The organism is Blautia coccoides (assembly GCF_034355335.1).
Taxonomy (GTDB): domain Bacteria; phylum Bacillota; class Clostridia; order Lachnospirales; family Lachnospiraceae; genus Blautia; species Blautia producta.
Genome location: NZ_CP136422.1, coordinates 2,240,662 through 2,263,363 on the forward strand (window position 1 = coordinate 2,240,662; position 22,702 = coordinate 2,263,363).

Here is a 22,702-nt window from a genome sequence, read left to right on the forward strand (position 1 = left end):
GAACCGATTATGTCAGCGAAACGACAGATTGTGTCAAAGTTTTAATAAAACAACCACCGATATGGTAATCTGCTTTCATAAAATACTGCGCGGTATTAATAAAAAATGGAGGGAAAGATATGTCAGAAGAAATGATGCGGGCCGGTAAGTCCAGGCTATCGGTGATAGCTGTAATAATATGTTTACTGGTGATCGTAAATAGTGTGCTTTATCGTATGCAAGGGGATATTTCCATGTACCTTGGAGGCGGTTCTGTAGATGAGTCTGCGCTGGAATATGATTCAGCGGCATGTTTTGAAGAGGGAACCAGTGTGGCAGCGGCGATACAGGAGGAAGGTTCTGTGCTTTTACAGAATGAAAACAATGTACTGCCATTGGCTGACGGGGCGAAAGTATCAGTGCTCGGTGCCATGTCATACAATTATGTAGAAGGAGGCACCGGTTCTGCAGGCGGAGCAGATGACGTGAATACGGTCATGCTGAATGATGCATTAAGTGCAGCAGGGCTGGAAGTGAATGAAGACCTTTGGAGCTGGCTGGAAGAAGCCTGTGGCGGTTCCAGAGGAGCAGACGCAGCATATGACGGGATTACTGCCAGTGACTGGACGGGATATAACCGGATCAATGAGTTTTCCAGTAAGACATATGAAGATCACGCGAAAAGCCTGATCGGCGGTTATAACGAATATGCAATTGTCACTTTCGCAAGAAGCGGTGCGGAGGGGGCATCTCCGTCGATGGATTATGATGAAGACGGAAGCACTATGACAGGGGAAACATATCTGGAATTATCGCAGGATGAAAGAGATCTGCTTACCTTCTGCAAAGAAAATTTTGAACACACAATCGTACTGATCAACTCATCTGCCGCAATGGAATTAGGATTTGTGGAGTCAGATGCGTATGGCGTAGAGGCTTGTCTCTGGATCGGGCATCCGGGCGAGGCAGGATTAAACGGAGTTGCCAATATCATAGCCGGTGAGACAAATCCATCAGGCAGGCTGGTAGATACTTACGCCTATGACATGAGCACAACCCCTTCTTATTATAATACAGACAATAACCGTTATACTAATATGGATGATACGGAAATGTACGGGTATTATCAGTATGAAGAAGGAATCTATGTAGGATACAGGTATTATGAGACGGCAGATAAGGAAGGATACTTTGACTCAGAAGCGTTCAAATCTGCTGTATACAAAAATGATGACAGAGATGCGTCCGAAGGCGGGGCAAGAGACGAAGAGGGCGGTTATGACAATGTAGTCCAGTATCCTTTTGGTTATGGATTGTCCTATGGAAGCTTTTCACAGTCCATTGAGTCTGCCGATGTTCCGTTAGAACTCCACGGAACAAATACAGTGAATGTAACCGTGACAAATGACGGTGACTATGCAGGTAAGCAGACCGTAGAGATCTACATGGAAGCACCGTATAATACGGACGAAAACTGCGGGATCAAAGGCAGGGGACTCGAAAAATCTGCCAAGGTATTAGTCGGTTTTGCAAAAACTGGCATAATCGAGCCGGGCCAAAGTGAGACAGTGGCTGTCAATTTTAATACAGATGACCTGGCAAGTTATGATTACTGCGGATATGGATGTTATGTGCTTGAAAAAGGTGATTACCAGTTCCATGTATCATCTGACGCACATACTGTAATTGACACGACAGAGGCAAGTCTGGCTGAAAGTTATATCTATAATGATGAAAATGATGGAAAACGTGATTCTGATGAGACAACAGCTGTTAATGAGCTTGACGATGTATCAGCAGGTGATGGAAATATGCTGGACGGCTATCTCTCCAGAAGTGATTTTGCATCGGGAATGGACACGATTAAGCTGCATGAATCTAATTTAAACGGTGATGCAGCATGTGAAGAACTGGGAGAACAGCAAAAGAAGGCTGTTGAACTCAGAAGCGAAGGAAGCATGGAATATACATATGAGTATTACAAGAATGGTGTGAAAACCACGGATACAAAAACACTGTATGTCCATGCAGGGACACAATCCTTCTATATGGATGAGACACCTGATGGTCTGGATCTGAATGATGAAACATACCAGGTGACATTTGACTCAGATGAAACAAATCTGACACTGGCAGATATGGTAGATGAAGAAGGAAAAGCACTTCCGTATGATGATGAGAAATGGGATACATTGCTGGATCAGTTGTCACTGGAAGAGTGTATTAATTTACATGGTAATTCAGGATGGGGCACACCGGAGATGAAATCTGTAGGCAAAGTGTCAGACAGTGTTGTAGACGGACCGGGAGAGGCCGGAAACGGAAATATAGCCGGAGGCACATGGTGGCCGTCAGCGGTAGTCATAGCTTCTACATGGAATGTGGAACTTGCAAACGAACAGGGTACGGCCTACGGTCACCAGTCTATCCTTGGCGGGTATGTAGGAGCGTATGCACCGGCAATGAATACACATCGTTCTCCTTTTGGCGGACGAAACTTTGAATATTATTCTGAAGACGGTCTGATTGCAGGAAAGATCGGTGCACAGGTTGTGTCCGGTATCCAGTCAGATGGAGTGATGGTTTATATTAAGCATTTTGTCCTGAATGACGGCGATACGAACCGCAATGGTGTTTTGACATGGGCAAATGAGCAGTCAATCCGTGAAATTTATGGAAAACCTTATGAAATCTCCGTAAAAGAAGGCGGTGCACTTGGAATTATGGCATGTCTGAACAGAATCGGTATGAGCTGGGGACATTATGGACTTTTCAACAATATTCTGCGTGATGAATGGGGATTTGAAGGCTACCTGATTACGGACGGTGTAGGCCCTGGATTTACAGATCTTTACAATCCGCCTTCACTGTGCCTTGCAAGCAATGTAGCTATGCTGACCCGTGACGACCGTGTAGATGAGGATACTTATACGGTAGTAGAAGGAACCGGTGCGATGGATACGCTTTATGGCCAGTATATGCTCAGAGAAAATGCACATCGATTATTCTATCAGATGGTGGCAACAGGAAATGATGCCGGAGCAGCCAGTGCAGCAGCCAATGCGGTTTCTTCTGATAACAATACGTGGAAGATTGGCTGGATAGTGCTCGATATAGCATTAGTGCTCGGGATGATTCTGATTTACATTTTTGGAGTACATAAACAGTTTACAAAACAGATTCTTCAGAAACGTAAAGAGAAAGAGCAGGTGGGAAAATGAGTGAAATAAAACAGGAGAAAGTAATAAAAGTGGCAAAACAGAGCCGTATAAGTTTGATGCTGGATAAATATTTCCACTTTACAGAACGTAATTCCACAGCAGGAAGAGAAGTAAAGGCAGGACTGTCAGTATTTTTTATTTCTGTATGCGCATTGTTCATGAATATCCAGATTGTAATGGAAGCTTTTGAAAAAGATGTACCTTATTGCGGTTTATATCTTGGTGCTGTAATTACAGCATTTATCGGTACGTTACTGCTTGGCGTGGTCTGCAATCTTCCATTGGTGCAGACTGCAAGCCTGAGCCTGAGTTCAGTGATGATATCTCTGCTCGGCGTAGATTCCGGTCTGACCTATGCGAATCTGCTCGCAGTGACTTTCGTGGCCGCACTGGTCTATGCGGCAGTTGTGCAGATTCCTAAACTAAAGGGATTTGTATATCATTTACTGCCGGATTGTGTAAGGAACGCACTTCCAGCGGCCCTCGGGCTTTATGTAATCTACACAGCACTTGATAAAATGGGCGTGATCGACGGGATGTCCCTTGCAGACCTTTCTAACGATGGTCTGGGTGGAGCCGCCATCGCACCGTATATGAGGTTATGTGTGATCGCGGGATTGATCGGATTTGTGCTCGTCATTCTTTTTATAAAGAGAAAAGCAGCTACCCCGGTATTTTCAGGATTTTTAACTGCAACACTTATATTTTTCCTGATCGCCTCAGTGGCAGGAGGGATTGCCTTTACATATGTTTATACACAGAATCGTATCTGGGTGGGTGTGAACCCTGACCCGTTAGGGGAGATGTATACCATAGCGCTGGGGTTCAAGGAGCTTCAGCTCGGTACGGTATTTACCGAAGGGTTTGACTTTTCAGTTTTTACGGCTGCGGGCGGAAATGTTATCGTATTATTTATCCGTTCCATTCTGTTATTCCTTTTTATGGGAATGTATGAATCAGAAGGTTCTGCATTAGGAGCGGACGTAAACGAGGACCTGTACGGTGAAGATTATGAAAAACGTGCATCAGGATTTCTTGCAGTTAACGCGATCACAAATGTGATAGCCCCGATTGTGGGTGCGGCACCGGTATCTGTTGCTAAGCAGTCAGCAGCCGCATCGGCAGATGGAGGGAAAACAGGGTTATCTTCTGTAGTGTGTGCATTGGGATATCTTATTTCCATGTTCACATGGCTGCCGTTTGTGATCTTTGCAACCTATACAAAGAGTGTCCCTGAATATGGCCATGCAGGTTTTGTATTTCCGAATGTTATATTTGCGGCTTTTCAGATTGCGGATGCAGTCATGCTGGTTATGGGAATCTTAATGATGAAAAACATGGCAAAACTAAAAAATATGAAATTTGAGGAAGCCGTGCCATTTATATTGACGGTGATACTGACAGCATTTACCCAGAATATAGCCATTGGTGCGGGAGCCGGCGTGATCATTTTCGTATTTCTGAAACTGGCCGGTTTGAAAAAAACAGAAATAAAATCAGTAATGGGAACGCACTATTTTATGGCGGCTATTTCAGTCGTACTTTTGCTCACAACTTTAGTTATGCCGGTATTAGGCAGTCCGGCAGCAGGGAACAGTGCAGACAAGACGGCTGCAGGATCATCTGAAAGCGGTGCACAGGCTTCTTCAGACAGTACGGGATTCAGCTTCGATGAAGCTACAGGTGATTTTTCTTTCACTGCGGGTGAAGGAATGGAATATTATACAATCTGGGTATGCAAGGTAGATGAGGAAGGCGTAGAAGCAGACAATTATTCCGTTGCATCGCCGCGGCTTACCGGTTCCGGAGAGATTACAGGAAATGTCGATATCAGTACACTTGCATTTGGAGAATATCATGCGAAGCTGCTCGGATTCAGCTCAGACGGTACGAATCCGGATCCGGTTGTAAAGAGCATCCAGGTGTCAGGTAAGCTCAGTACGCCTGAATTTATGTACACGCAGAGCGGTGCGGAAGTTACAATTACGTTATTCTCAGACACCCTGTCTACATACTTTGATTCTGAAAAATTTACTGAACTTGAAGTGAACATATATGATGAAAGCGGGGCTGTGGTATCTTCCGAGATGATCACGGAGAATGATATAGAAACATCTGCTATGGGTCCGATGACAAGCTATAGCTGTGCAAAAACGCTTACATTGGAAGAAGGAACCTATGAAATCAGTATTACAGCACAGGGAGAGGGCGACACAATTACGGCATCTGATGAAAGTGAAAAACTTACAGTGACTGTAAGTGGAAACGGCAATTCGGAAGGAAAAACCGCAGGTTATGTGGAACAGCAGGACGGACCTCCAGGGATGTAATATAATGGTTCCAGTAAAGACAGAAGAATAAGAACTGGTAATGATGGGGCTTCCTTAAAATGGGAAGCCCTTTGGACTAAAAGGAGATATGTCATGAAACATGAAGATATCATAGAAAAAATGACGTTAGAAGAAAAAGCTGCATTTTTAAGCGGAAAAGGAGAGTGGAATACCAGAGATATCCCACGCCTCAATATTCCGTCAGTATACTGTGCGGATGGCCCTCATGGCATCCGGAAGCAGGCCGGGGCGGGAGACCATCTTGGACTCAATGAGTCTCTTCCTGCCACCTGTTTCCCGACAGCGGCAACCATTGCCAACAGCTGGGATGAAGAACTGGGAAAAGAGATTGGGAAAGCACTGGGAGAAGAAGCATCAGTGCTGGATGTTCAGGTACTTTTGGGACCAGGGTTAAATATTAAACGAAGTCCATTCTGCGGCAGGAATTTTGAATACTTTTCAGAAGACCCTTATCTGGCAGGAAAAATGGCGGCTTCTTATATCAGGGGGGTCCAGAGTCAGGGCGTGTATGCCTGTCCGAAACATTTTGCAGTGAACAGTCAGGAGCTTCGCCGTATGGCCATGAATTCTGTATTGGATGAAAGGACTCTGCGGGAAATCTATCTGACAGGATTTGAGATTGCAGTAAAAGAAGGCGGCGCCAAAGCCATCATGACAAGCTACAACCAGGTCAATGGGACATATGCAAATGAAAATAAACATCTGCTTTTGGATATTTTGCGTAAGGATTGGGGATTTGACGGAATTGTCATCACGGATTGGGGCGGCTCCAATGACCATGTAAAGGGCGTGCAGGCACAGTCAAATCTGGAAATGCCCACACCAGGGCTGGATTCTGCAAGACAGATCGCAGCCGCGATCCAAGATGGAAACCTTACGATGGAAGAACTGGATATCTGTGTCGATAGCCTGCTGGACGCGGTACTGGAATTGAAGGATAAGACTGGTTCAAAAAAAGAAAAATTTGATGAGCAGAGGCATCATGATCTTGCCAGACAGGCAGCGGTGGAAAGTGCCGTATTGCTTAAAAATGCAGACAATATACTGCCTCTGAAAGCAGAGTGTAAAGTGGCTGTCATTGGGGATTTTGCAGTGGAACCCAGATATCAGGGAGCCGGTTCTTCTATGGTGAAGCCTATTTTCATAGAAACAATTGAAAAGTCAATCGTGGATTACAGGCTGCAAGTGACAGGCGTGTCCAGAGGATATAAGCGGACCGGAGAAACGGATGAGGTTTTGAAGAATGAAGCATTGAATCTTGCGGCCAAGGCTGATGTGGTACTGTACTGCTTTGGGCTGGATGAAATGAGTGAAGTAGAAGGCATGGATCGTTCTCATATGTGGATACCTCAGAACCAGATTGAACTTCTGCAGGCCATGGTGCAGGTCAATGACAAGATTATTGGAATCCTGAGTGCAGGAGCATCCATAGAGATGCCTTGGCATACTTGCTGTAAAGCAATCCTGCATGGTTACCTGTCCGGACAGGCGGGAGCCAGTGCAATGCTGGATATCCTGAGCGGAAAAGCGAATCCTTCCGGACGTCTGGCAGAAAGTTATCCGGTCAGATATGAGGATACACCGGCGTTTCGGTATTTCCCAAGTACGGAGAGGAATGCAGAGTACAGGGAGAGCATTTATGTGGGCTACCGGTATTATGATACCAGCAGTGTACGGGTGCAGTATCCTTTTGGATTTGGACTCTCTTATACAGAATTTACCTATACAGATTTACAGGTTGACAAAGAGGGAATCCGGGTACTGATCACGAATACGGGAGACAGGGATGGTGCGGAAGTGGTGCAGATGTATGTAGGACTTCAAAATGCCATTGTATTCCGCCCGGCAAAGGAACTGAAAGGTTTTAAAAAGATATTCCTGAAGGCAGGAGAGAGCAGGGAAGTACAGATTCCATTTGATGACAAAACTTTCCGCTACTGGAATATCAGAACGAATCAGTGGGAAGTAGAGATGGGAACCTATCAGATCATGGTAGGTTCCAGCATCAGCGATATACGGCTCGTCAAAGAACTAAAAATGGAGGGAACTACTTCAAAATATCCGTATAATCCTGCGGAACTGCCTTACTATTATACTGGAATCATACAGCACATATCGGATCCTGAGTTTGAGGCCCTGCTTGGACATCCTATTCCCGGTGGCAAATGGTCGGGAGAACTGGGAATCAATGATGCGGTCTGCCAGATGTATTATGCGAAAAGTGCTCTGGCAAGGTTCATCTATAAGATACTGACAGACAGGAAATTGAAGAATGAAGCAGCCGGGAAACCGGATCTAAATCTTTTGTTCCAATATAATATCCCGTTTCGTGCAATCGCAAAAATGACGGGGGGAATGGTGAGTATGGATATGGTAAACGGGGTGGTAGAAGTAGTGAACGGGCATTTCTTCCGTGGAATGGGGAAGGTCATTGGCGGGTTCTTTGCCAACCTTAGAGCAAATAAGGCTTATGAGAAAAAGCTTTCAAGCGGAAAAGGAGCGAAAAAATGAATCAGATAAAAGAAAAATGGATGGGGATATGGAACGGATTTCAGGTGAAACATCCGAAATTGGCAAAGTGGGTGTATCAAATCTTCTATTTCTTTGTATTCAGCATGATGGTGACTGTGTTTCAGTATCTTGTATTTACATTCATGCCAGGAATTCTCGGAACCCGTCTTGCCGGGACAGAATTCATGTGGCCTCAGAAGGAACTGCATCTTTTCGGAGTTGATTTCACCTGGAGTCTGCTTGGATATAACGTCCTCTATGATACCAGCGGGGCGGTACTGATTGGCGGTGGACTTGGTTATTTTATCAGCTACGAAGTCGGATCGTTTCTGGCACAGTGTATTAATTTCCCGCTGCAGAGAAATATTACATTTAAAAGTAAAGGAAATCCGTTGTATCAGGCAATGTGGTATTTTATTGCATGGGTAGTGATCTCTTTAATCTGCAACGGATTCAATAATCTATGGATGCCGATCGCATCTGAGTATGTTGCACCCGCAGTTTACAATTTACTGGTAACCTTTATTACCGGCGGTGTCTCCATGATCATTTTTTTCTTTGTATTTAAGATCATCTTTCCGGAAGGAGAGGCGGATTAGGGGTATTCACTGTAGACAGAAGGCTATTGTGATATCATTATTAATCTTAACTGGTTATCATAGAAAATGTGATATCCCATATAAAACGAACACATTGAGAGATAATAAAAGAATGAGGTGGTACAGATGAAATTACTTTCCGTTACAGTCCCTTGTTACAATTCAGAGGATTATATGGAGAATTGCATCCATTCATTACTGACAGGAGGCCCTGAGGTGGAAATTATTATTGTAGATGATGGATCCACTGACCGTACAGGAGAAATTGCGGATAAGTATGCCAAGGATTATCCTGATATCGTGAAAGTGGTCCATCAGGAAAATGGCGGACATGGAGAGGCTGTGAATACGGGATTACGTTATGCGGAGGGGCTGTTCTTCAAAGTCGTGGACAGTGATGACTGGGTATCTATTTCTGCATATAAAGAAATAATGAAAACATTGAAAAATCTAGCCGGGGAGCAGCAGCTAGTAGATATGGTGATCAGTAACTTTGTCTACGAGAAAGAAGGTGCCAGACATAAAAAGACAATGCGCTATCGGAGCGCCTTCCCTCAAAATAGAGTGTTTACATGGAATGATGTGAAATTTTTAAGAAAAGGACAGTACATTTTAATGCATTCGATCATATTCCGAACAAAGCTTTTGAGAGAGTGCCGTCTACAACTTCCAGAGCACACGTTTTATGTGGATAATATCTTTGTCTATCATCCGCTGCCTTATGTGAAAACCATGTATTACCTGAATGTGGATTTTTACCGGTATTATATCGGCAGGGAAGACCAGTCGGTAAATGAGGAGGTCATGATCCGCCGGATTGACCAGCAGCTAAAGGTGAATTATTACATGATTGACGACTACAACCTTTCAAAGACAAGGGAAATAGCAAATTGGAAGCTAAAGCATTATATGCGCAATTATCTGGAGATTATCATGGTGGTGTCCTCTATTATGCTGATCCGTTCTAAATCAGAAGAGAATCTGCAGAAGAAATATGAACTATGGAATTATCTGAAGGAAAATGACAGGAGAACATACTACTGGATGAAATGGGGGATTCTTGGAAGAAGCATGAACCTGCCGGGGAAAAGCGGACGGAAGATTTCAGAAATGGCGTATTCTTTGGCTCAGAAATTTGTGGGATTTAATTAGAATCCTTTTGTAATATTACAGGCTGCCACTCATTCCATAATGGAATATATCTGTACGAAAGTAGAATTGTTTGTATCCCTTCATGATGATAAACTGTTTTCAAATCGATAAGTAGAATTTATCTGAAATGGAGGAAGGTATGAGTAAAATCGAAATCAATGATCTTCGTTCTGCACTTAAGGTATTAAAAGATATACCGGGGCAGCTGGCTGAAACAGATATGGAAGTAAATCCACATGCTGAGTTATCAGGTGTATATCGTCATGTCGGGGCGGGGGGAACGGTACAGAGACCCACACAGGAAGGGCCGGCAATGATTTTTAATAATGTGAAGGGACATCCTGATGCAAGGGTAGTGATCGGTCTTCTTGCCAGTCGGGACCGTGTGGGTAAATTATTAAACTGTGATCCGAAGAAGCTTGGTTTTCTGCTAAAGGACAGTGTGGCTAACCCTGTCAAACCTGTTGTGATCCCCAATGACCAGGCAAAATGTCAGGAAGTGGTTCATCTTACGACAGAGGATAGTTTTGATATCCGTAAGCTGATTCCGGCACCCACGAACACACCGGAGGATGCAGGTCCATATATTACGCTTGGAATGTGTTATGCGTCTGATCCGGAGACCGGGGATTCAGATGTGACCATTCATCGTATGTGTTTGCAGTCCAAAGATGAAATCTCGATTTTCTTACAGCCAGGAGCCAGACATATTGGATATTTCCGTGAATTGGCAGAGGCAGCAGGAAGATCACTTCCGATCTCGATCAGTATTGGTGTGGATCCGGCAATTGAGATCGCATCCTGTTTTGAGCCGCCAACAACACCTCTTGGTTATGATGAACTGCAGGCTGCTGGTGCGCTTCGCGGCAAACCGGTTGAACTTACGCAGTGTCTGACGATCAATGAGCGTGCCATCGCAAATGCCGAATACGTTATTGAAGGTGAAATTCTTCCAAATGTCCGGGTAAGAGAAGATCAGAATTCAAACACCGGTAAGGCAATGCCGGAGTTCCCGGGATATAATGGTCCGGCAAATCCTGAACTGCCGATCATTAAAGTCAAGGCTGTGACAACAAGAAGGAATCCTATCATGCAGACATGTATCGGACCAAGCGAGGAACATGTCTCTATGGCGGGAATCCCAACGGAAGCCAGTATTCTTGCAATGGTGGATAAAGCAATGCCAGGAAGACTGCAGAATGTATATTGTGCGTCTTCCGGCGGCGGTAAATACGTGGCAGTTCTACAATTCAAAAAGTCTGTTTCTTCAGATGAAGGCCGACAGAGGCAGGCAGCGCTTCTTGCTTTTTCTGCATTCGCGGAGCTTAAGCATGTATTCCTTGTAGATGAGGATGTGGACTGTTTTGACATGAAAGATGTAATCTGGGCAATGACGACGAGATTCCAGGCAGATAAGGATCTGATCATTATTCCGGGAGTCCAGTGTCATCCGTTGGATCCATCAAATGATCCCGCATATAATGCAGAACTTCGCGGAAGAGGGATCGCCTGCAAAGCAATCTTTGACTGTACCATTCCCTTTGATCAGAAGGACCGTTTTGAGAGGGCACGGTTCATGGAGGTTGATCCGAAACATTGGCTGCCGGATTTGTTCTGATTTTTCCAATGATAAATTGGTACCCCTGACAAAGTATCAAAGGATGCCTTGTGAGGGGTACTCTGAGTTGGAAAATCTTTTTTTTACATAATTCCAAAATATTGATGATTCAGCGTTGTACTTAGATCTTTTCATACGAAGAAGGCAGACTGTACTGGCCGGAGATTCCTTAAGTGAGACCATACGAAGATTTTCGGTATTATAGTTGGCCGCAGCCTTTTTCATGAGCAGGGCAACACCCATATCTTTACGGATCATGGATAGGATATTCTCAATATGTTTTCCGGTATAGGCAATTGTTGGATGGAAACCGCACTGTTCACAGAGTTGAATTTCCCGGGAGTAGTGGAGTGTACTCTGATCCAGCAATAGAAAAGGATCATCTGCAAGATTAGAGAGAGAGATCATTTTTTCATCAGCAAGCGGATGATCTTCTGGAAGGACCGCAGTCAATTCGTCAGACAGCAGGGGAAGCATATCCAAAGAATGGTCTGTAAACTCCTTGCGAAAAAAAGCAAAGTCGCATCTGCGTTCTTTTAAATTGTTGATAATTTCTATAGCCTCCATCTCCTGGATCTGGACTTGGATGTTGGGATATTTTTTCTGAAAATCACTGACAACATCCAGAAGATTATAATTGGAAAAAACGGGAATGGATGCGATCCGTATTTGACCGATCCGACCAGAATCATAGGTATTTAATTCCTGAAGGAGTTCGTCCTGTGTATGGAGAAGCATCTTCGCATACTTATAAACGATTTCTCCCTGGGGAGTCAATGAGATCTGCCGATGGCTCCGGTCAAAGAGGGTGACATTCAGTTCTTCTTCTAAATGAATGATCTTTTTTGAAACAGTGGACTGAGTTGTGTATAACTGATCTGCTGCCTGAGAGTAACTGCCGCAGTCACAGACAGTAACGAAATATTTGTATTGTGCAATGTTCATGTGCGCCCCTCCGATTTGTGGGTTGTCAGTAAAGTAAATGCGGATAAACTGCATATTCAACAGACGAAAACGATGATTTATGTGTATGATAACATATTCCACATTGGAATATAAGAGGATTTATTAGAATTGATTATATATATTTTACTTGATAGACTGGTGATAGATAAATGTGGTGATCACAGAAGTTTATTGAAGATAAAGGAGCGAAAAACTGTGAATGGAAAGCATAGAATTGTTATAGGCATGAGTGGTGCATCCGGTGCCCCTCTTGCGATTGAACTGTTAAAACAACTGAGAGATCATAAAGACTGGCTGGAAGTTCATCTGATCGTTACGAAAGGAGCTGAGATGACTTTAGGGCAGGAAACGGAATGCTGCTTGGAAGAGCTTTGGACTCTTGCAGACGTTGTCCATGACTGCAAAAACATAGGGGCTGCTCCTGCCAGTGGAAGTTTTAAAACAATGGGAATGATCGTGGTCCCCTGCAGTATGAAGACGCTGGCAGGGATCGTCAGTGGATATAGTGATAACCTTCTGCTTCGGGCAGCAGATGTGACACTCAAGGAGCGCAGGAAGCTGGTGCTTGTGACAAGGGAATGTCCACTCGGAACCATTCATCTTAGGAATATGTTGGAGATCAGTCAGCTTGGAGGTGTGGTCATTCCACCGGTTCTTAGTTATTACGGCCGTCCGAAAAGTATTGAAGACTGCAGCCGGCATATCGTTGGAAAGATACTCGACCAGTTTGATCTTGAAGGGGAGGAGTTTCACCGTTGGGAAGGAATGTAATATGGCGAAAGATCAGATAAGGAAATGATAGTATGAATACATGGAAATGTTCAATCAAAAAAACAATAGATCAATGGGAAATAGAAATTGGTCTTACCAGTATAGGTGAGGATCTTTTGGCATTTGTTGCGGGCGGACGGAAGCCGCATATCGGATGTACGGTGATCGCTGTCCCCAGAGAGTCCCTTACCGGAAAAGGCGTAAGCACTACCTCGTCTGTCATTAATGTGACAGGACATAAAGATGATATTATCTGCCGGGAAATTGCGGAGATCTTGTGTAGGAAATACCAGCATACCGTTGTTTGTACGGGTGGGGTGCATATCGATCATATTGAAGCGGAGATGATACAGAAGATTATGAATGCTGTAGTACAAATGGCAGAAAAATTATAATGTATGGAAGTAAAATAAATATCTTTGAGTTATCAGAACCACATAACAGTGATGTAAGAGAAGGTTGGTAATTATATGTTAAATTTGTACCAGATGATCGATTATACGAAAAAACTTCCATTTCGCATCCATAATATAAGAAGAGCTGATATCATGGATGAATTTGGAGATTCAAAAAATGTTCTGGATCATTGGCATTGGGAACTTGAGATCACATATACGTATGTGGGACATGCACATCATTATATCGATGGAATCTGTTATGAAGCAAATCCAGGCTCTTTATTCATTGTGAATGCAGAGAGTATTCATAAAGTAATCTCAGATATTGAAATCCCGAAAGATGTAGATGTTGTGGCAACGGTAATCCAAGTGAATCCTGAGTTTATGGGACAAATATTAGATAACTTTGGATCAAGGTACTTTATTGCTGAGCCTGCAATCCAAAAAAGGGATTATGAAAAGATCATGAAGAGCTTTTGTAAATACGCAGATAGGGATTCTTACCAAGAGCTGGAACGCCTTTCATTACTCGGCACACTTTTTGATCTATTGTCCAGATTGTGTGGAGAATTTCTATATGAGAAAGAATCTATATTTCCGATCAATAGCCAGAAGAATTTGGAACGTCTTCGGGGAATCATGAATTATATCAATGATCATTATAAAGAAAGCCTGCTGCAGCGAGAAGTTGCAGAAAGATTCTATTTTTCAAAGGAATATTTTTCGCGTTTTTTTCGCAAAAATACGGGAATGACATTCAAAGAATATCTCATGCGTGTGCGGGTAAAATCAGCAAGGGAGGCGGTAGTCAGAACGGATGATTCGATGCTGGAGATTGCATTGGAGAGTGGTTTTACGGATTCAAGAGCCTTGATCATTGCTTTCAGAGCAGTGTACGGAGAGACGCCATATCAGTATCGAAAAAAATATGCCAGTGCAAATTTGCGTAATTTTAAAGATAATTAATGTAAAGAAAACTCTTCCGGTCATTGGTATTATGTATGTACGAGGTAAGTCACATGAAAATACCATATGGGAGGAAATGAAATGGATACAAACAAAAAAATACCAATGTGGCAAAAAATAACTTATGGCTGCGGCGCTGGCGGCGGAAATGTAATGAGTACATTACTGGCAACTTTTTTAACCGCATACTATACGGACAGCGCAGGAATTGCAGCTGCCGCAATCGGAACAATGTATATTGTCTGCAGACTTCTTGATGGAGCGACAGACCTTATAATGGGAGGAATTGTTGATAAGACACATACGAAGATCGGTAAGGCCAGACCTTGGGTGATGCTTTCAGCACCACTTATGTGTATTGGAATTATATTGATCTTAAATGTACCACAGGGAATAAATCACGCAATGAAACTGGTATATGCATATCTGACATACATATTCCTTAATTGTATTGTTTATACCATCTTTGGTGTTGCCCATTCTGCGCTTCTTGCATGTATGACCAGAGACTTTAAGGATCGAAATACAACATCAACAGTATCGTCAATCATTAACAACTTATGCGGTCTTGTGGTCGGAACAGCCATTACCGGTCTTCAGATTAAATTTGGATGGACTGTGACAAGTATAATTCTTGGCATTACTGCAGGTGTACTTATTTTAATTCCGGGATTATTATGCAAGGAAAATGCTGTGGAAGCGGAAGACGCAGAGCACAAAGATACTCTTCCAATTAAAGAACAGCTTCCGGCAGTTCTTAAAAACAAATATTTCTGGTTAGCGCTTATCATTGGTGTGTGTACTTTATTAGTGAACGCAAATGCAATCGCCGCTCAGATTTATTACTGTAATGTAGTTCTTGGTGAGCCAATGTTTATGGCACAGCTTATGTCAATGGGACAGTTACCTGGAATCCTTATTTTATTCGTGATGCCATATTTTTCAAATAAGTTCTCAAAGAGAAGCTTTATGGTGTGCGGCGGACTTGTGATGCTGCTTGGATTTGTTCTTGTTGGATTTGCAGGAACCAATCACGGAATGCTTCTTGCTGGAACGATCCTTCGCTCCATCGGAATTGGACCTATGTTTGCAGGAATTTATGCGTTTGTTGCTGATGCGGCAGATTACGGAGAGTGGAAATTTGGGATTCGTTGCGAAGGATTTATGGCTTCATCTTCGTCTATTGGTTCTAAAATCGGTATTGGATTTGGGTCTGCTATTACTACCTGGATACTTGCGGCAGCGGGATATGCCAAGGACGGTCAAATTACAGACAAGATTGTGAATGCGATCCGTTTTGACTATGGATGGCTTGGAGCAATCCTTACGGTATTTCTTATCATTGCAGTTCTTTGTATGGATGTTGAGAAGTATTTACCACAGATTCGTAAAGAGTTGGATAAATAACAGAATAGGAGAATATTGATGTTTTTTGATAAAAATGATTATAAAGACGAACAAATAACATTAGATGGAAAATGTGTAGAGTATCGTGCATATCGAAATATTCCTTATGTAGATAAGCCCGTGAATCCTGAGTTTCAGCAACTGAATATTTTTGTGCCAAAGGATCTTGTAGATGGAGGAATATTAAATGGATATACTATTGATACAGCTCCGATCTTCATGCCGAATCAGGTTGGCGGATATATGCCGGCAGAACCGGGAGAACCGGGATATGAGATGTTTGCTAAGGATAAGATCAATTCCATCTTCTTTGCATTAAACCATGGTTATGTTGTCGCGGCGCCCGGAATCAGAGGCCGTATTCAGAAGGATGCAGAGGGAAATTATAATGGAAAGGCTCCTGCCTGTATTGTAGACCATAAGGCGGCCGTGCGGTTTCTGCATGCGTTTGCTGATGATATTCCGGGAGATGCGGATAAGATCATAACAAATGGAACCAGTGCGGGTGGAGCTTTATCTTCACTGATGGGGGCAACCGGTGATCATCCGGATTATGAGAAGTATTTAGAAGAAATCGGGGCAGCAGATGCAAGTGATGCTGTTTTTGCAGCTTCTTGTTATTGTCCAATCACGAATCTTGAGCATGCAGATATGGCTTATGAGTGGCAGTTCCATAATGTGAATGACTATAGGCGTATGAGTATGAGGCTGGAGGGAGGACGTCCTTCCTTTACACCAGAAGACGGAACAATGACAGATGATCAGATACGAATCTCGCAGGAAGAAGCGAGACTGTTCCCGGAGTATGTAAATTCATTGGCACTTAAGGATGCAACAGGTAATACGTTAAGCTTGGATGAAAACGGAGATGGAAGTTTTAAGGAATACGTTAAGTCTGTTATTCTTGCATCCGCTCAGACAGCCATTGATCAGGGAATCGATCTTAGCGACAAGGAATGGCTTACGATTGAGGACGGTAAAGCTGTAGCTATGGATTTCTATGGATTTGCCTGCGATATTACAAGAATGAAGAATGCCCCTGCATTTGATGATGTTACGATGAACAGTCCTGAAAATGACTTATTTGGTAACCAGGCGGTGAACTGCAGACATTTTACGGAATATAGTCTGAAGAATAGTACATGTGAGGGAACAAAGGCGGAACCTGAAATTATTAAAATGTTAAATCCCATGGACTATATTGAAGATGAAAAGGCAAAAACTGCAAAATATTTCAGGATTCGTCATGGTGAGAGCGACAGAGATACATCTCTTGCGATTTCCGCAATACTTACACTGAAGCTACAGGAGACAGGAAGTGTTGTGGATTATGCATCACCTTGGGGGATACCTCACTCAGGAGATTATGATCTGAAGGAGTTATTTTCTTGGATTGATTCTATTTGTAAATAACTGCAGTTTATCAGTTCAGTATATTTCATGTAAAAACTTTATCAGGAGAGACAAAATCTCAATTAGTTGAATAAATTCAATGTTTGAAAAGCAGCGATAAATGAGGTGGGTGTTCATAGAACTGAATCAGTTATATAAGAAACTTGGAATGTTGTTTTCGGATTGTCAGAAAAAATAGGAAGCAATTATATCACATACATTACGACCGTGGGAAGGGGTTGAAGGCTGGATCTTTTGTCAGTCCTAGATTGCACCCTGGTGTATCCGCAGAATCTGGGAGAAGTGAAACTGGAAGGCACAAAGGACAATCCTTTGTGCCTTCCAGTTTCATTGATTTTTAAGAATTATTAGTCTGCGAATAGAAGCTCTCTTTTATTCGATCCAAAAGATGCGTCACCGCAAAATATGTTGTTTCGTAATGCATGTAAGATATAATGTTTTTACCCCACACAAGGGAGTGTGAAACTTTTTCTGTAAATATGTGATTGAAGGGTTCTTCTATGATAAAATCAAAATAATCATAGGAGGGCCTTTTATTATGGCAAGAGAGAAGAAACCTGTACATCGGGTACAAATGACAGAAGGAAAACGTAACATTATCCATCAGCTCCTGGAAGAATACGATATTCAGACAGCTGAAGATATTCAGGATGCTCTGAAAGATCTTCTGGGTGGAACGATCAAAGAAATGATGGAAGCAGAAATGGAGGATCATCTGGGATATGAAAAATCTGAACGCTCTGATAACGAGGATTACAGAAATGGCTACAAACGCAAACGCGTAAACAGCAGTTATGGCACCATGGAGATTGAGGTCCCTCAGGATCGCAAATCCACTTTTCAGCCTCAGGTCGTAAAAAAACGTCAGAAAGATATTTCAGATATTGATCAGAAGATCATTTCCATGTACGCCAAAGGGATGACCACCAGACAGATTTCTGAAACGATCGAAGATATTTACGGCTTTGAAACTTCGGAAGGATTTATTTCTGATGTAACAGATAAGATCCTTCCTCAGATCGAAGACTGGCAGAACCGACCCTTAGATGAAATATATCCGATCCTTTTTATCGATGCGATCCACTATTCTGTCCGGGATAACGGGGTGATCCGCAAACTAGCGGCATATGTGATCCTGGGGATCAATATAGAAGCCTATTATCATTATGAGAAGAATAACAACCACACAACACAGGCAGGCATCCTGCAGCTTCATGAGATCATACTACAGGCACTTGATCACGCGTTAGAACTGACACTGATCGAAAGTAATCCTGCAAAGAACATCAATCCGGCGACAAAAGAAGTCTCTATCTTGTTCACAGATTTTATGCTGGAATGGCTAGAAATGATGAAGCAGTGTGTGGAAGAGACTACATTTGCCAGCTACTCTATAATGGTCAAAAGACGTATCGTACCATATTTTAAGGAGAAACAATATACTCTGGCCAATATGGAAGAAAATCCTAAGTATATACAGGAGTATTATCAGCATGAGTTGGATCTGGGATTATCAGCAAACACAGTCATCCACCGCCATGCAAATATCAGGAAAGCGTTAAAGTATGTTGTGAAGATCGGTCTCATCAAGTCGAATCCAGCAGACTGTATCGAAAGGCCAAGAAAACTGAATTATGCAGTATCGTATTATAAGGCGGATGAGTTGAGCCGGCTTTTTGAGGTTTCCAGAGGGGACCCGTTGGAACTTGGGATCTTGCTGGCTTCCTTTTATGGACTGCGAAGAAGTGAGATCGTAGGACTGAAATGGGATGCCATAGATTTTGAGCAAAAGACGATCACGATCAAATATACTGTTACAGAGGTAAACTTTGAGGGGAAACTAAAACGTATAGAGAAAGAACGTACAAAATCGAAGAGCAGCTGCAGGACATTGCCGTTAGTAAAGCCATTTGAGGATCTGCTCATCAGGCTGTACCTTCAACAGAAAGAAAATCGAAGGCTGTGCGGTGACTGTTACTGTCAGGAATATTTGGACTTTATTTATGTAAATGAAATGGGAGAACGGATGAAACCGGGATTTCTGACACAGCATTTTTCTATACTGCTGAAGAAGAATGGCCTGAGGAAGATACGTTTTCATGATCTCAGGCACCCTTATGTCAAGCCCACAACAAAAAACATCATACTGCAACAAAAGCCAATGCACTATTGTTACAGTATGATTGCTCATAAACTTTTAAGAAAGCATTGTAATATATTACTTATGGATATCTAGAACTTGATGCCACTCCACTGACTTTGAAATAAGGACTTACTTCTAATTGAGGTCCCCACTATATTTTACAGTTTCTTCCGCAACCATACTCAATTCAGGTATCTGTGTTTGGTATGTATATTTCTTTTTCAGACGTTCATAGAGCACTGTGCCTACGGACTCCATTACTTGTTTCATCATGTCCGGATCGGAGAACATACGCACAAAAAAATCATCGTTCTGCTCATAGCGTGTGGCTGCCATTTCCGGGAAATCTTTTTCAAAGAGCAGCATAAAAGTCTTACGGTCATTGTTCCTTGCGTAGCTTTGCCATTTTTCCTCGGAAGCATAATCATTTTCAAGCTGCAACAGCACTTTGTCCATCTCGGTAAAGTTTGTGCCGTACTTCTCATTTATTTTCTCTATTAAAATAGTCAGCGGGTCTTTTTTCTTTTCCCGCCTGCCGGATTCACCTGTAATCGGGTGGAAACCTTCTTCTGTGCCTTCTAAGCCGATATTCCCTTCAAAGTCTTTTTCCAGACGGTAATACTCAAGTAGAACCTTGTCATCCACATAAACCTTGTCTATATCACCCTTTGGCAGCATGGTTGCAAGAAATTTGGCATATACACTGAACTTATGAATATCCTTGTCAAACAAACGGCACACTTGTGTGATAAAGGCATAGATGCGGTTAAAGCGCGATAAGGTAGATTTAAATAAATCCTTTTTATCATCTGTCAGCGCTTCATAACGATCCAACGCAGGCTTTATTGTTCCCTGCAGTCTGCCCATATCTCCAGCCATCTGTCTCTTGCCTGCATAGAAGATATCGGTAAAACGCTCTATCTCTATCTGCTGGTAAACGCGAAATTCATCAAGCGTATTTTTCAAGTCATATACAACGTTCGGGTTCGTTTCTTCCTCCAGAATTGTTTCTTCATAATACGGCTCAAAAGCTTCCCTGATATCCTCAGCAGAATTCACGAAATCTAAGACAAAGGTATCCTGTTTCCCACGCATGGTGCGATTTAAACGTGACAAAGTCTGCACGGCTTTTACTCCGGATAACTTCTTATCCACAAACATCGTGTGTAAAAGCGGTTCATCAAAACCTGTCTGGTATTTTTCAGCGACAATCAGCATACCGAATTCATCTGTATGGAATGCCTTTGGCAATGCTTTTGCTTTGATCGTTTCTCCGGCTTTATTCTTATTCATTTTCTCTTCGGTATATTTTTCGCCATCATCTTCCACCTCGCCGGAAAATGCAACCAGCACATCAAGGTCAGTATACCCCTTCTCCTGGATCTGGCGTTTAAATTCAAGTAAATAGCGAACCGCATGCAGGCGGGAAGGTGTGACAATCATTGCTTTGGCCTTACCGCCAATCTTGTGCATAGTCACGCTTCTGAAATGTTCCAACATGACCGCTGTTTTCTGCGATATATTGTGGGGATGCAGCGTTTCATAATTGATGATAGCCTTCACGCCTGCAGCCGTATCCAGTTCCGGATTGTCTGCAATCGACTTTGTTATCTTATAATACATCTTATAGGTCATGTAGTTTTGAAGCACGTCCAGGATAAACCTCTCCTCAATGGCCTGCCGCATGGAATAAATATGGAACGGATGATATTTACCATCATCATCTCTCCATCCAAACATCTGTAACGTTTTTTCTTTTGGGGTGGCAGTAAATGCAAAAAAGGATAAATTATCATGAATTCCCTGCGCAGCAAGCTCATCGAGCAGCTTGTCCTCATCATCCTTTCTGTTCGCCTCCTCTTCACGCTCCATCTCAGCATATTCTTCCAGAATTTTTTCGGTATCAGCCAGGGCCCGCTTAAGCTTTTTAGCGGCGTCACCCGTCTGGGAAGAGTGGGCCTCATCTATAATAACGGCAAAACGCCTGTTATCCGCCTTAACTTCTTTATAGATAACAGGAAATTTCTGTAAGGTTGTGATGATAATGCCAGTGCCCGCTTCAATGGCTTCCTTTAACTGCTGTGCATTCTTATCAATTTTTTGTACAACACCGTCCACATGGTCAAATTGATAAACTGTGTTTTGTAACTGGCTGTCAAGCACTCTGCGGTCGGTAACAATAATCACAGACTGGAATATCTTTTCATTGTGATCATCATGCAGGGCGCTCAAGCGGTGGGCAAGCCACGCAATCGAATTAGACTTGCCGGAACCGGCGCTGTGTTGAATCAGATAATTATGTCCTGATCCATTTTCCCTTACATCCCGAAGCAGCTTTGTGACGACATCCAACTGGTGATAGCGGGGAAATATCATGCGTTCCTCTTTGACTTCACCTGTTTTCTCATCTTTTTCTACCTGCAGATGCAGATATTTATGGAGAATTTCGAGCAGGCGCTCTTTGCGGAGGACGGATTTCCACAGATAATCCGTATCATAGCCATCCGGATTATTTGGATTGCCTTTTCCGCCAACATTGCCCGCACCGTTACTTCCCTGGTTAAATGGGAGAAAATAGGTCTTATTCCCCTGCAGGCGTGTGGTCATATATACATTTGTAAGATCTACCGCAAAATGGACGAGCACGCGATTTTTAAATTCAAAAATTGCATCATTTCCAGCGCGGTCAAACTTATACTGTGTGATGGCATTCGCCGCGTCCTGCCCGGTGAATTGGCACTTCAACTCCATGGAGATGACAGGGATTCCGTTGAGAAACAGCACCATATCAATACTGTTTTCATTTTGTAGAGAGTAATGCAGCTGCCTTGTGCAGTGCATGATATTTGAATCGTATTGCTTTACCGTCGTTTCATTTATAGAAGTCTCCGGTTTCCAAAATACTGCGCGGAATTTGATGCCGCGGTCGGTAAAACCTTGGCGAAGAACCCGCAGCAGGCCAACCATTTTAACCTCACGGCAGAAACGGCCAATCATCTGTTTTTCGCTGTCCAAGCCGTAAATCTTCACATAGCGCTCCCACTGCTTTGGCTGACTGGCTTTTATAAAGGACAAAAAGGTGGCTTTGTCCAGTGCTAACTTGCGGTCAAAGGCTTTCGGATTGCCTTTTGCATAACCACCCTCGGTGCAGAGGTAGGTTTCAATGTCTTCTTCAAAGCGTTTCTCTTTTGTATCAAAATCGGGCAT

At 43.0% G+C, this 22,702-nt stretch carries 14 protein-coding genes and 1 pseudogene; 13 read left to right on the forward strand and 2 right to left on the reverse strand.

What is annotated here, in order from left to right; genetic code table 11:
- The first annotated feature begins 119 nt into the window (after positions 1 to 119).
- The 6 genes from BLCOC_RS09880 (at position 120) to BLCOC_RS09905 (ending at position 11,431) form a co-directional block, all read left to right on the forward strand.
- Positions 120 to 3,200: a glycoside hydrolase family 3 protein gene (locus BLCOC_RS09880; RefSeq protein WP_115625187.1), complete on the forward strand. Its 3,081-nt coding sequence runs from the start codon at positions 120 to 122 to the stop codon at positions 3,198 to 3,200.
- On the forward strand, positions 3,197 to 5,530 hold the full coding sequence (locus tag BLCOC_RS09885; protein WP_115625188.1) for a hypothetical protein: 2,334 nt from the start codon (positions 3,197 to 3,199) through the stop codon (positions 5,528 to 5,530). Before BLCOC_RS09880 ends, BLCOC_RS09885 begins: the two co-directional genes overlap by 4 nt.
- A gap of 93 nt (positions 5,531 to 5,623) precedes the next feature.
- Positions 5,624 to 8,062, forward strand: coding sequence for a glycoside hydrolase family 3 C-terminal domain-containing protein (locus BLCOC_RS09890; RefSeq protein WP_115625189.1), 2,439 nt, complete (start codon positions 5,624 to 5,626; stop codon positions 8,060 to 8,062).
- Positions 8,059 to 8,661 carry a hypothetical protein gene (locus BLCOC_RS09895; protein WP_115625190.1) on the forward strand — a complete coding sequence of 201 codons (603 nt, stop codon included), beginning with the start codon at positions 8,059 to 8,061 and terminating at the stop codon, positions 8,659 to 8,661. Before BLCOC_RS09890 ends, BLCOC_RS09895 begins: the two co-directional genes overlap by 4 nt.
- A 126-nt stretch (positions 8,662 to 8,787) precedes the next feature.
- Positions 8,788 to 9,813 carry a glycosyltransferase family 2 protein gene (locus tag BLCOC_RS09900; RefSeq protein WP_115625191.1) on the forward strand — a complete coding sequence of 342 codons (1,026 nt, stop codon included), beginning with the start codon at positions 8,788 to 8,790 and terminating at the stop codon, positions 9,811 to 9,813.
- Between the two features lie 139 nt (positions 9,814 to 9,952).
- On the forward strand, positions 9,953 to 11,431 hold the full coding sequence (locus tag BLCOC_RS09905; RefSeq protein WP_115625192.1) for a UbiD family decarboxylase: 1,479 nt from the start codon (positions 9,953 to 9,955) through the stop codon (positions 11,429 to 11,431).
- Between the two features lie 36 nt (positions 11,432 to 11,467).
- On the opposite strand, the gene BLCOC_RS09910 is transcribed toward BLCOC_RS09905, so the two are convergent.
- Entirely contained in the window at positions 11,468 to 12,376 is a 909-nt protein-coding gene (locus BLCOC_RS09910; RefSeq protein WP_165907314.1) for a LysR family transcriptional regulator, read from the reverse strand.
- Positions 12,377 to 12,592: 216 nt separating this feature from the next.
- Between BLCOC_RS09910 and BLCOC_RS09915 the strand changes: the two genes are divergently transcribed.
- From BLCOC_RS09915 to BLCOC_RS27560, 7 genes and pseudogenes are all read left to right on the forward strand, one after another.
- Entirely contained in the window at positions 12,593 to 13,168 is a 576-nt protein-coding gene (locus BLCOC_RS09915) for a UbiX family flavin prenyltransferase (protein ID WP_272868255.1), read from the forward strand.
- Between the two features lie 32 nt (positions 13,169 to 13,200).
- Positions 13,201 to 13,563, forward strand: a complete 363-nt coding sequence (gene lpdD, locus BLCOC_RS09920; RefSeq protein ID WP_115625194.1) for a prenylated flavin chaperone LpdD — start codon at positions 13,201 to 13,203, stop codon at positions 13,561 to 13,563.
- A 153-nt stretch (positions 13,564 to 13,716) separates the two neighbouring features.
- Positions 13,717 to 14,532, forward strand: coding sequence for an AraC family transcriptional regulator (locus BLCOC_RS09925; protein ID WP_165907315.1), 816 nt, complete (start codon positions 13,717 to 13,719; stop codon positions 14,530 to 14,532).
- An 81-nt stretch (positions 14,533 to 14,613) separates the two neighbouring features.
- Positions 14,614 to 15,939 (forward strand): MFS transporter, encoded by a 1,326-nt coding sequence (locus tag BLCOC_RS09930; RefSeq protein WP_165907316.1) that lies wholly within the window; start codon positions 14,614 to 14,616, stop codon positions 15,937 to 15,939.
- 18 nt (positions 15,940 to 15,957) lie between these two features.
- Complete coding sequence (locus BLCOC_RS09935) at positions 15,958 to 17,352, forward strand: subtype B tannase (RefSeq protein ID WP_174717653.1); 1,395 nt, start codon at positions 15,958 to 15,960, stop codon at positions 17,350 to 17,352.
- Positions 17,353 to 17,890: 538 nt separating this feature from the next.
- Positions 17,891 to 18,505, forward strand: a pseudogene (locus tag BLCOC_RS27555) (IS256 family transposase); the annotation flags it as partial.
- 198 nt (positions 18,506 to 18,703) lie between these two features.
- Positions 18,704 to 19,588, forward strand: a complete 885-nt coding sequence (locus tag BLCOC_RS27560; RefSeq protein WP_242999122.1) for a tyrosine-type recombinase/integrase — start codon at positions 18,704 to 18,706, stop codon at positions 19,586 to 19,588.
- Between the two features lie 42 nt (positions 19,589 to 19,630).
- On the opposite strand, the gene BLCOC_RS09950 is transcribed toward BLCOC_RS27560, so the two are convergent.
- Positions 19,631 to 22,702: a type I restriction endonuclease subunit R gene (locus BLCOC_RS09950; protein ID WP_115625198.1), complete on the reverse strand. Its 3,072-nt coding sequence runs from the start codon at positions 22,700 to 22,702 to the stop codon at positions 19,631 to 19,633.

What these genes read in the sequence shown, in the direction of transcription:
- BLCOC_RS27560 (WP_242999122.1), top strand. Translation starts at nt 18,704, where the DNA reads ATGAAGCAGTGTGTGGAAGAGACTACATTTGCCAGCTACTCTATAATG.
- lpdD (WP_115625194.1), top strand. Translation starts at nt 13,201, where the DNA reads ATGAATACATGGAAATGTTCAATCAAAAAAACAATAGATCAATGGGAA.
- BLCOC_RS09930 (WP_165907316.1), top strand. Translation starts at nt 14,614, where the DNA reads ATGGATACAAACAAAAAAATACCAATGTGGCAAAAAATAACTTATGGC.
- BLCOC_RS09935 (WP_174717653.1), top strand. Translation starts at nt 15,958, where the DNA reads ATGTTTTTTGATAAAAATGATTATAAAGACGAACAAATAACATTAGAT.
- BLCOC_RS09910 (WP_165907314.1), bottom strand. Translation starts at nt 12,376, where the DNA reads ATGAACATTGCACAATACAAATATTTCGTTACTGTCTGTGACTGCGGC.
- BLCOC_RS09880 (WP_115625187.1), top strand. Translation starts at nt 120, where the DNA reads ATGTCAGAAGAAATGATGCGGGCCGGTAAGTCCAGGCTATCGGTGATA.
- BLCOC_RS09890 (WP_115625189.1), top strand. Translation starts at nt 5,624, where the DNA reads ATGAAACATGAAGATATCATAGAAAAAATGACGTTAGAAGAAAAAGCT.
- BLCOC_RS09925 (WP_165907315.1), top strand. Translation starts at nt 13,717, where the DNA reads ATGGATGAATTTGGAGATTCAAAAAATGTTCTGGATCATTGGCATTGG.
- BLCOC_RS09900 (WP_115625191.1), top strand. Translation starts at nt 8,788, where the DNA reads ATGAAATTACTTTCCGTTACAGTCCCTTGTTACAATTCAGAGGATTAT.
- BLCOC_RS09950 (WP_115625198.1), bottom strand. Translation starts at nt 22,702, where the DNA reads ATGCCCGATTTTGATACAAAAGAGAAACGCTTTGAAGAAGACATTGAA.
- BLCOC_RS09905 (WP_115625192.1), top strand. Translation starts at nt 9,953, where the DNA reads ATGAGTAAAATCGAAATCAATGATCTTCGTTCTGCACTTAAGGTATTA.
- BLCOC_RS09895 (WP_115625190.1), top strand. Translation starts at nt 8,059, where the DNA reads ATGAATCAGATAAAAGAAAAATGGATGGGGATATGGAACGGATTTCAG.
- BLCOC_RS09885 (WP_115625188.1), top strand. Translation starts at nt 3,197, where the DNA reads ATGAGTGAAATAAAACAGGAGAAAGTAATAAAAGTGGCAAAACAGAGC.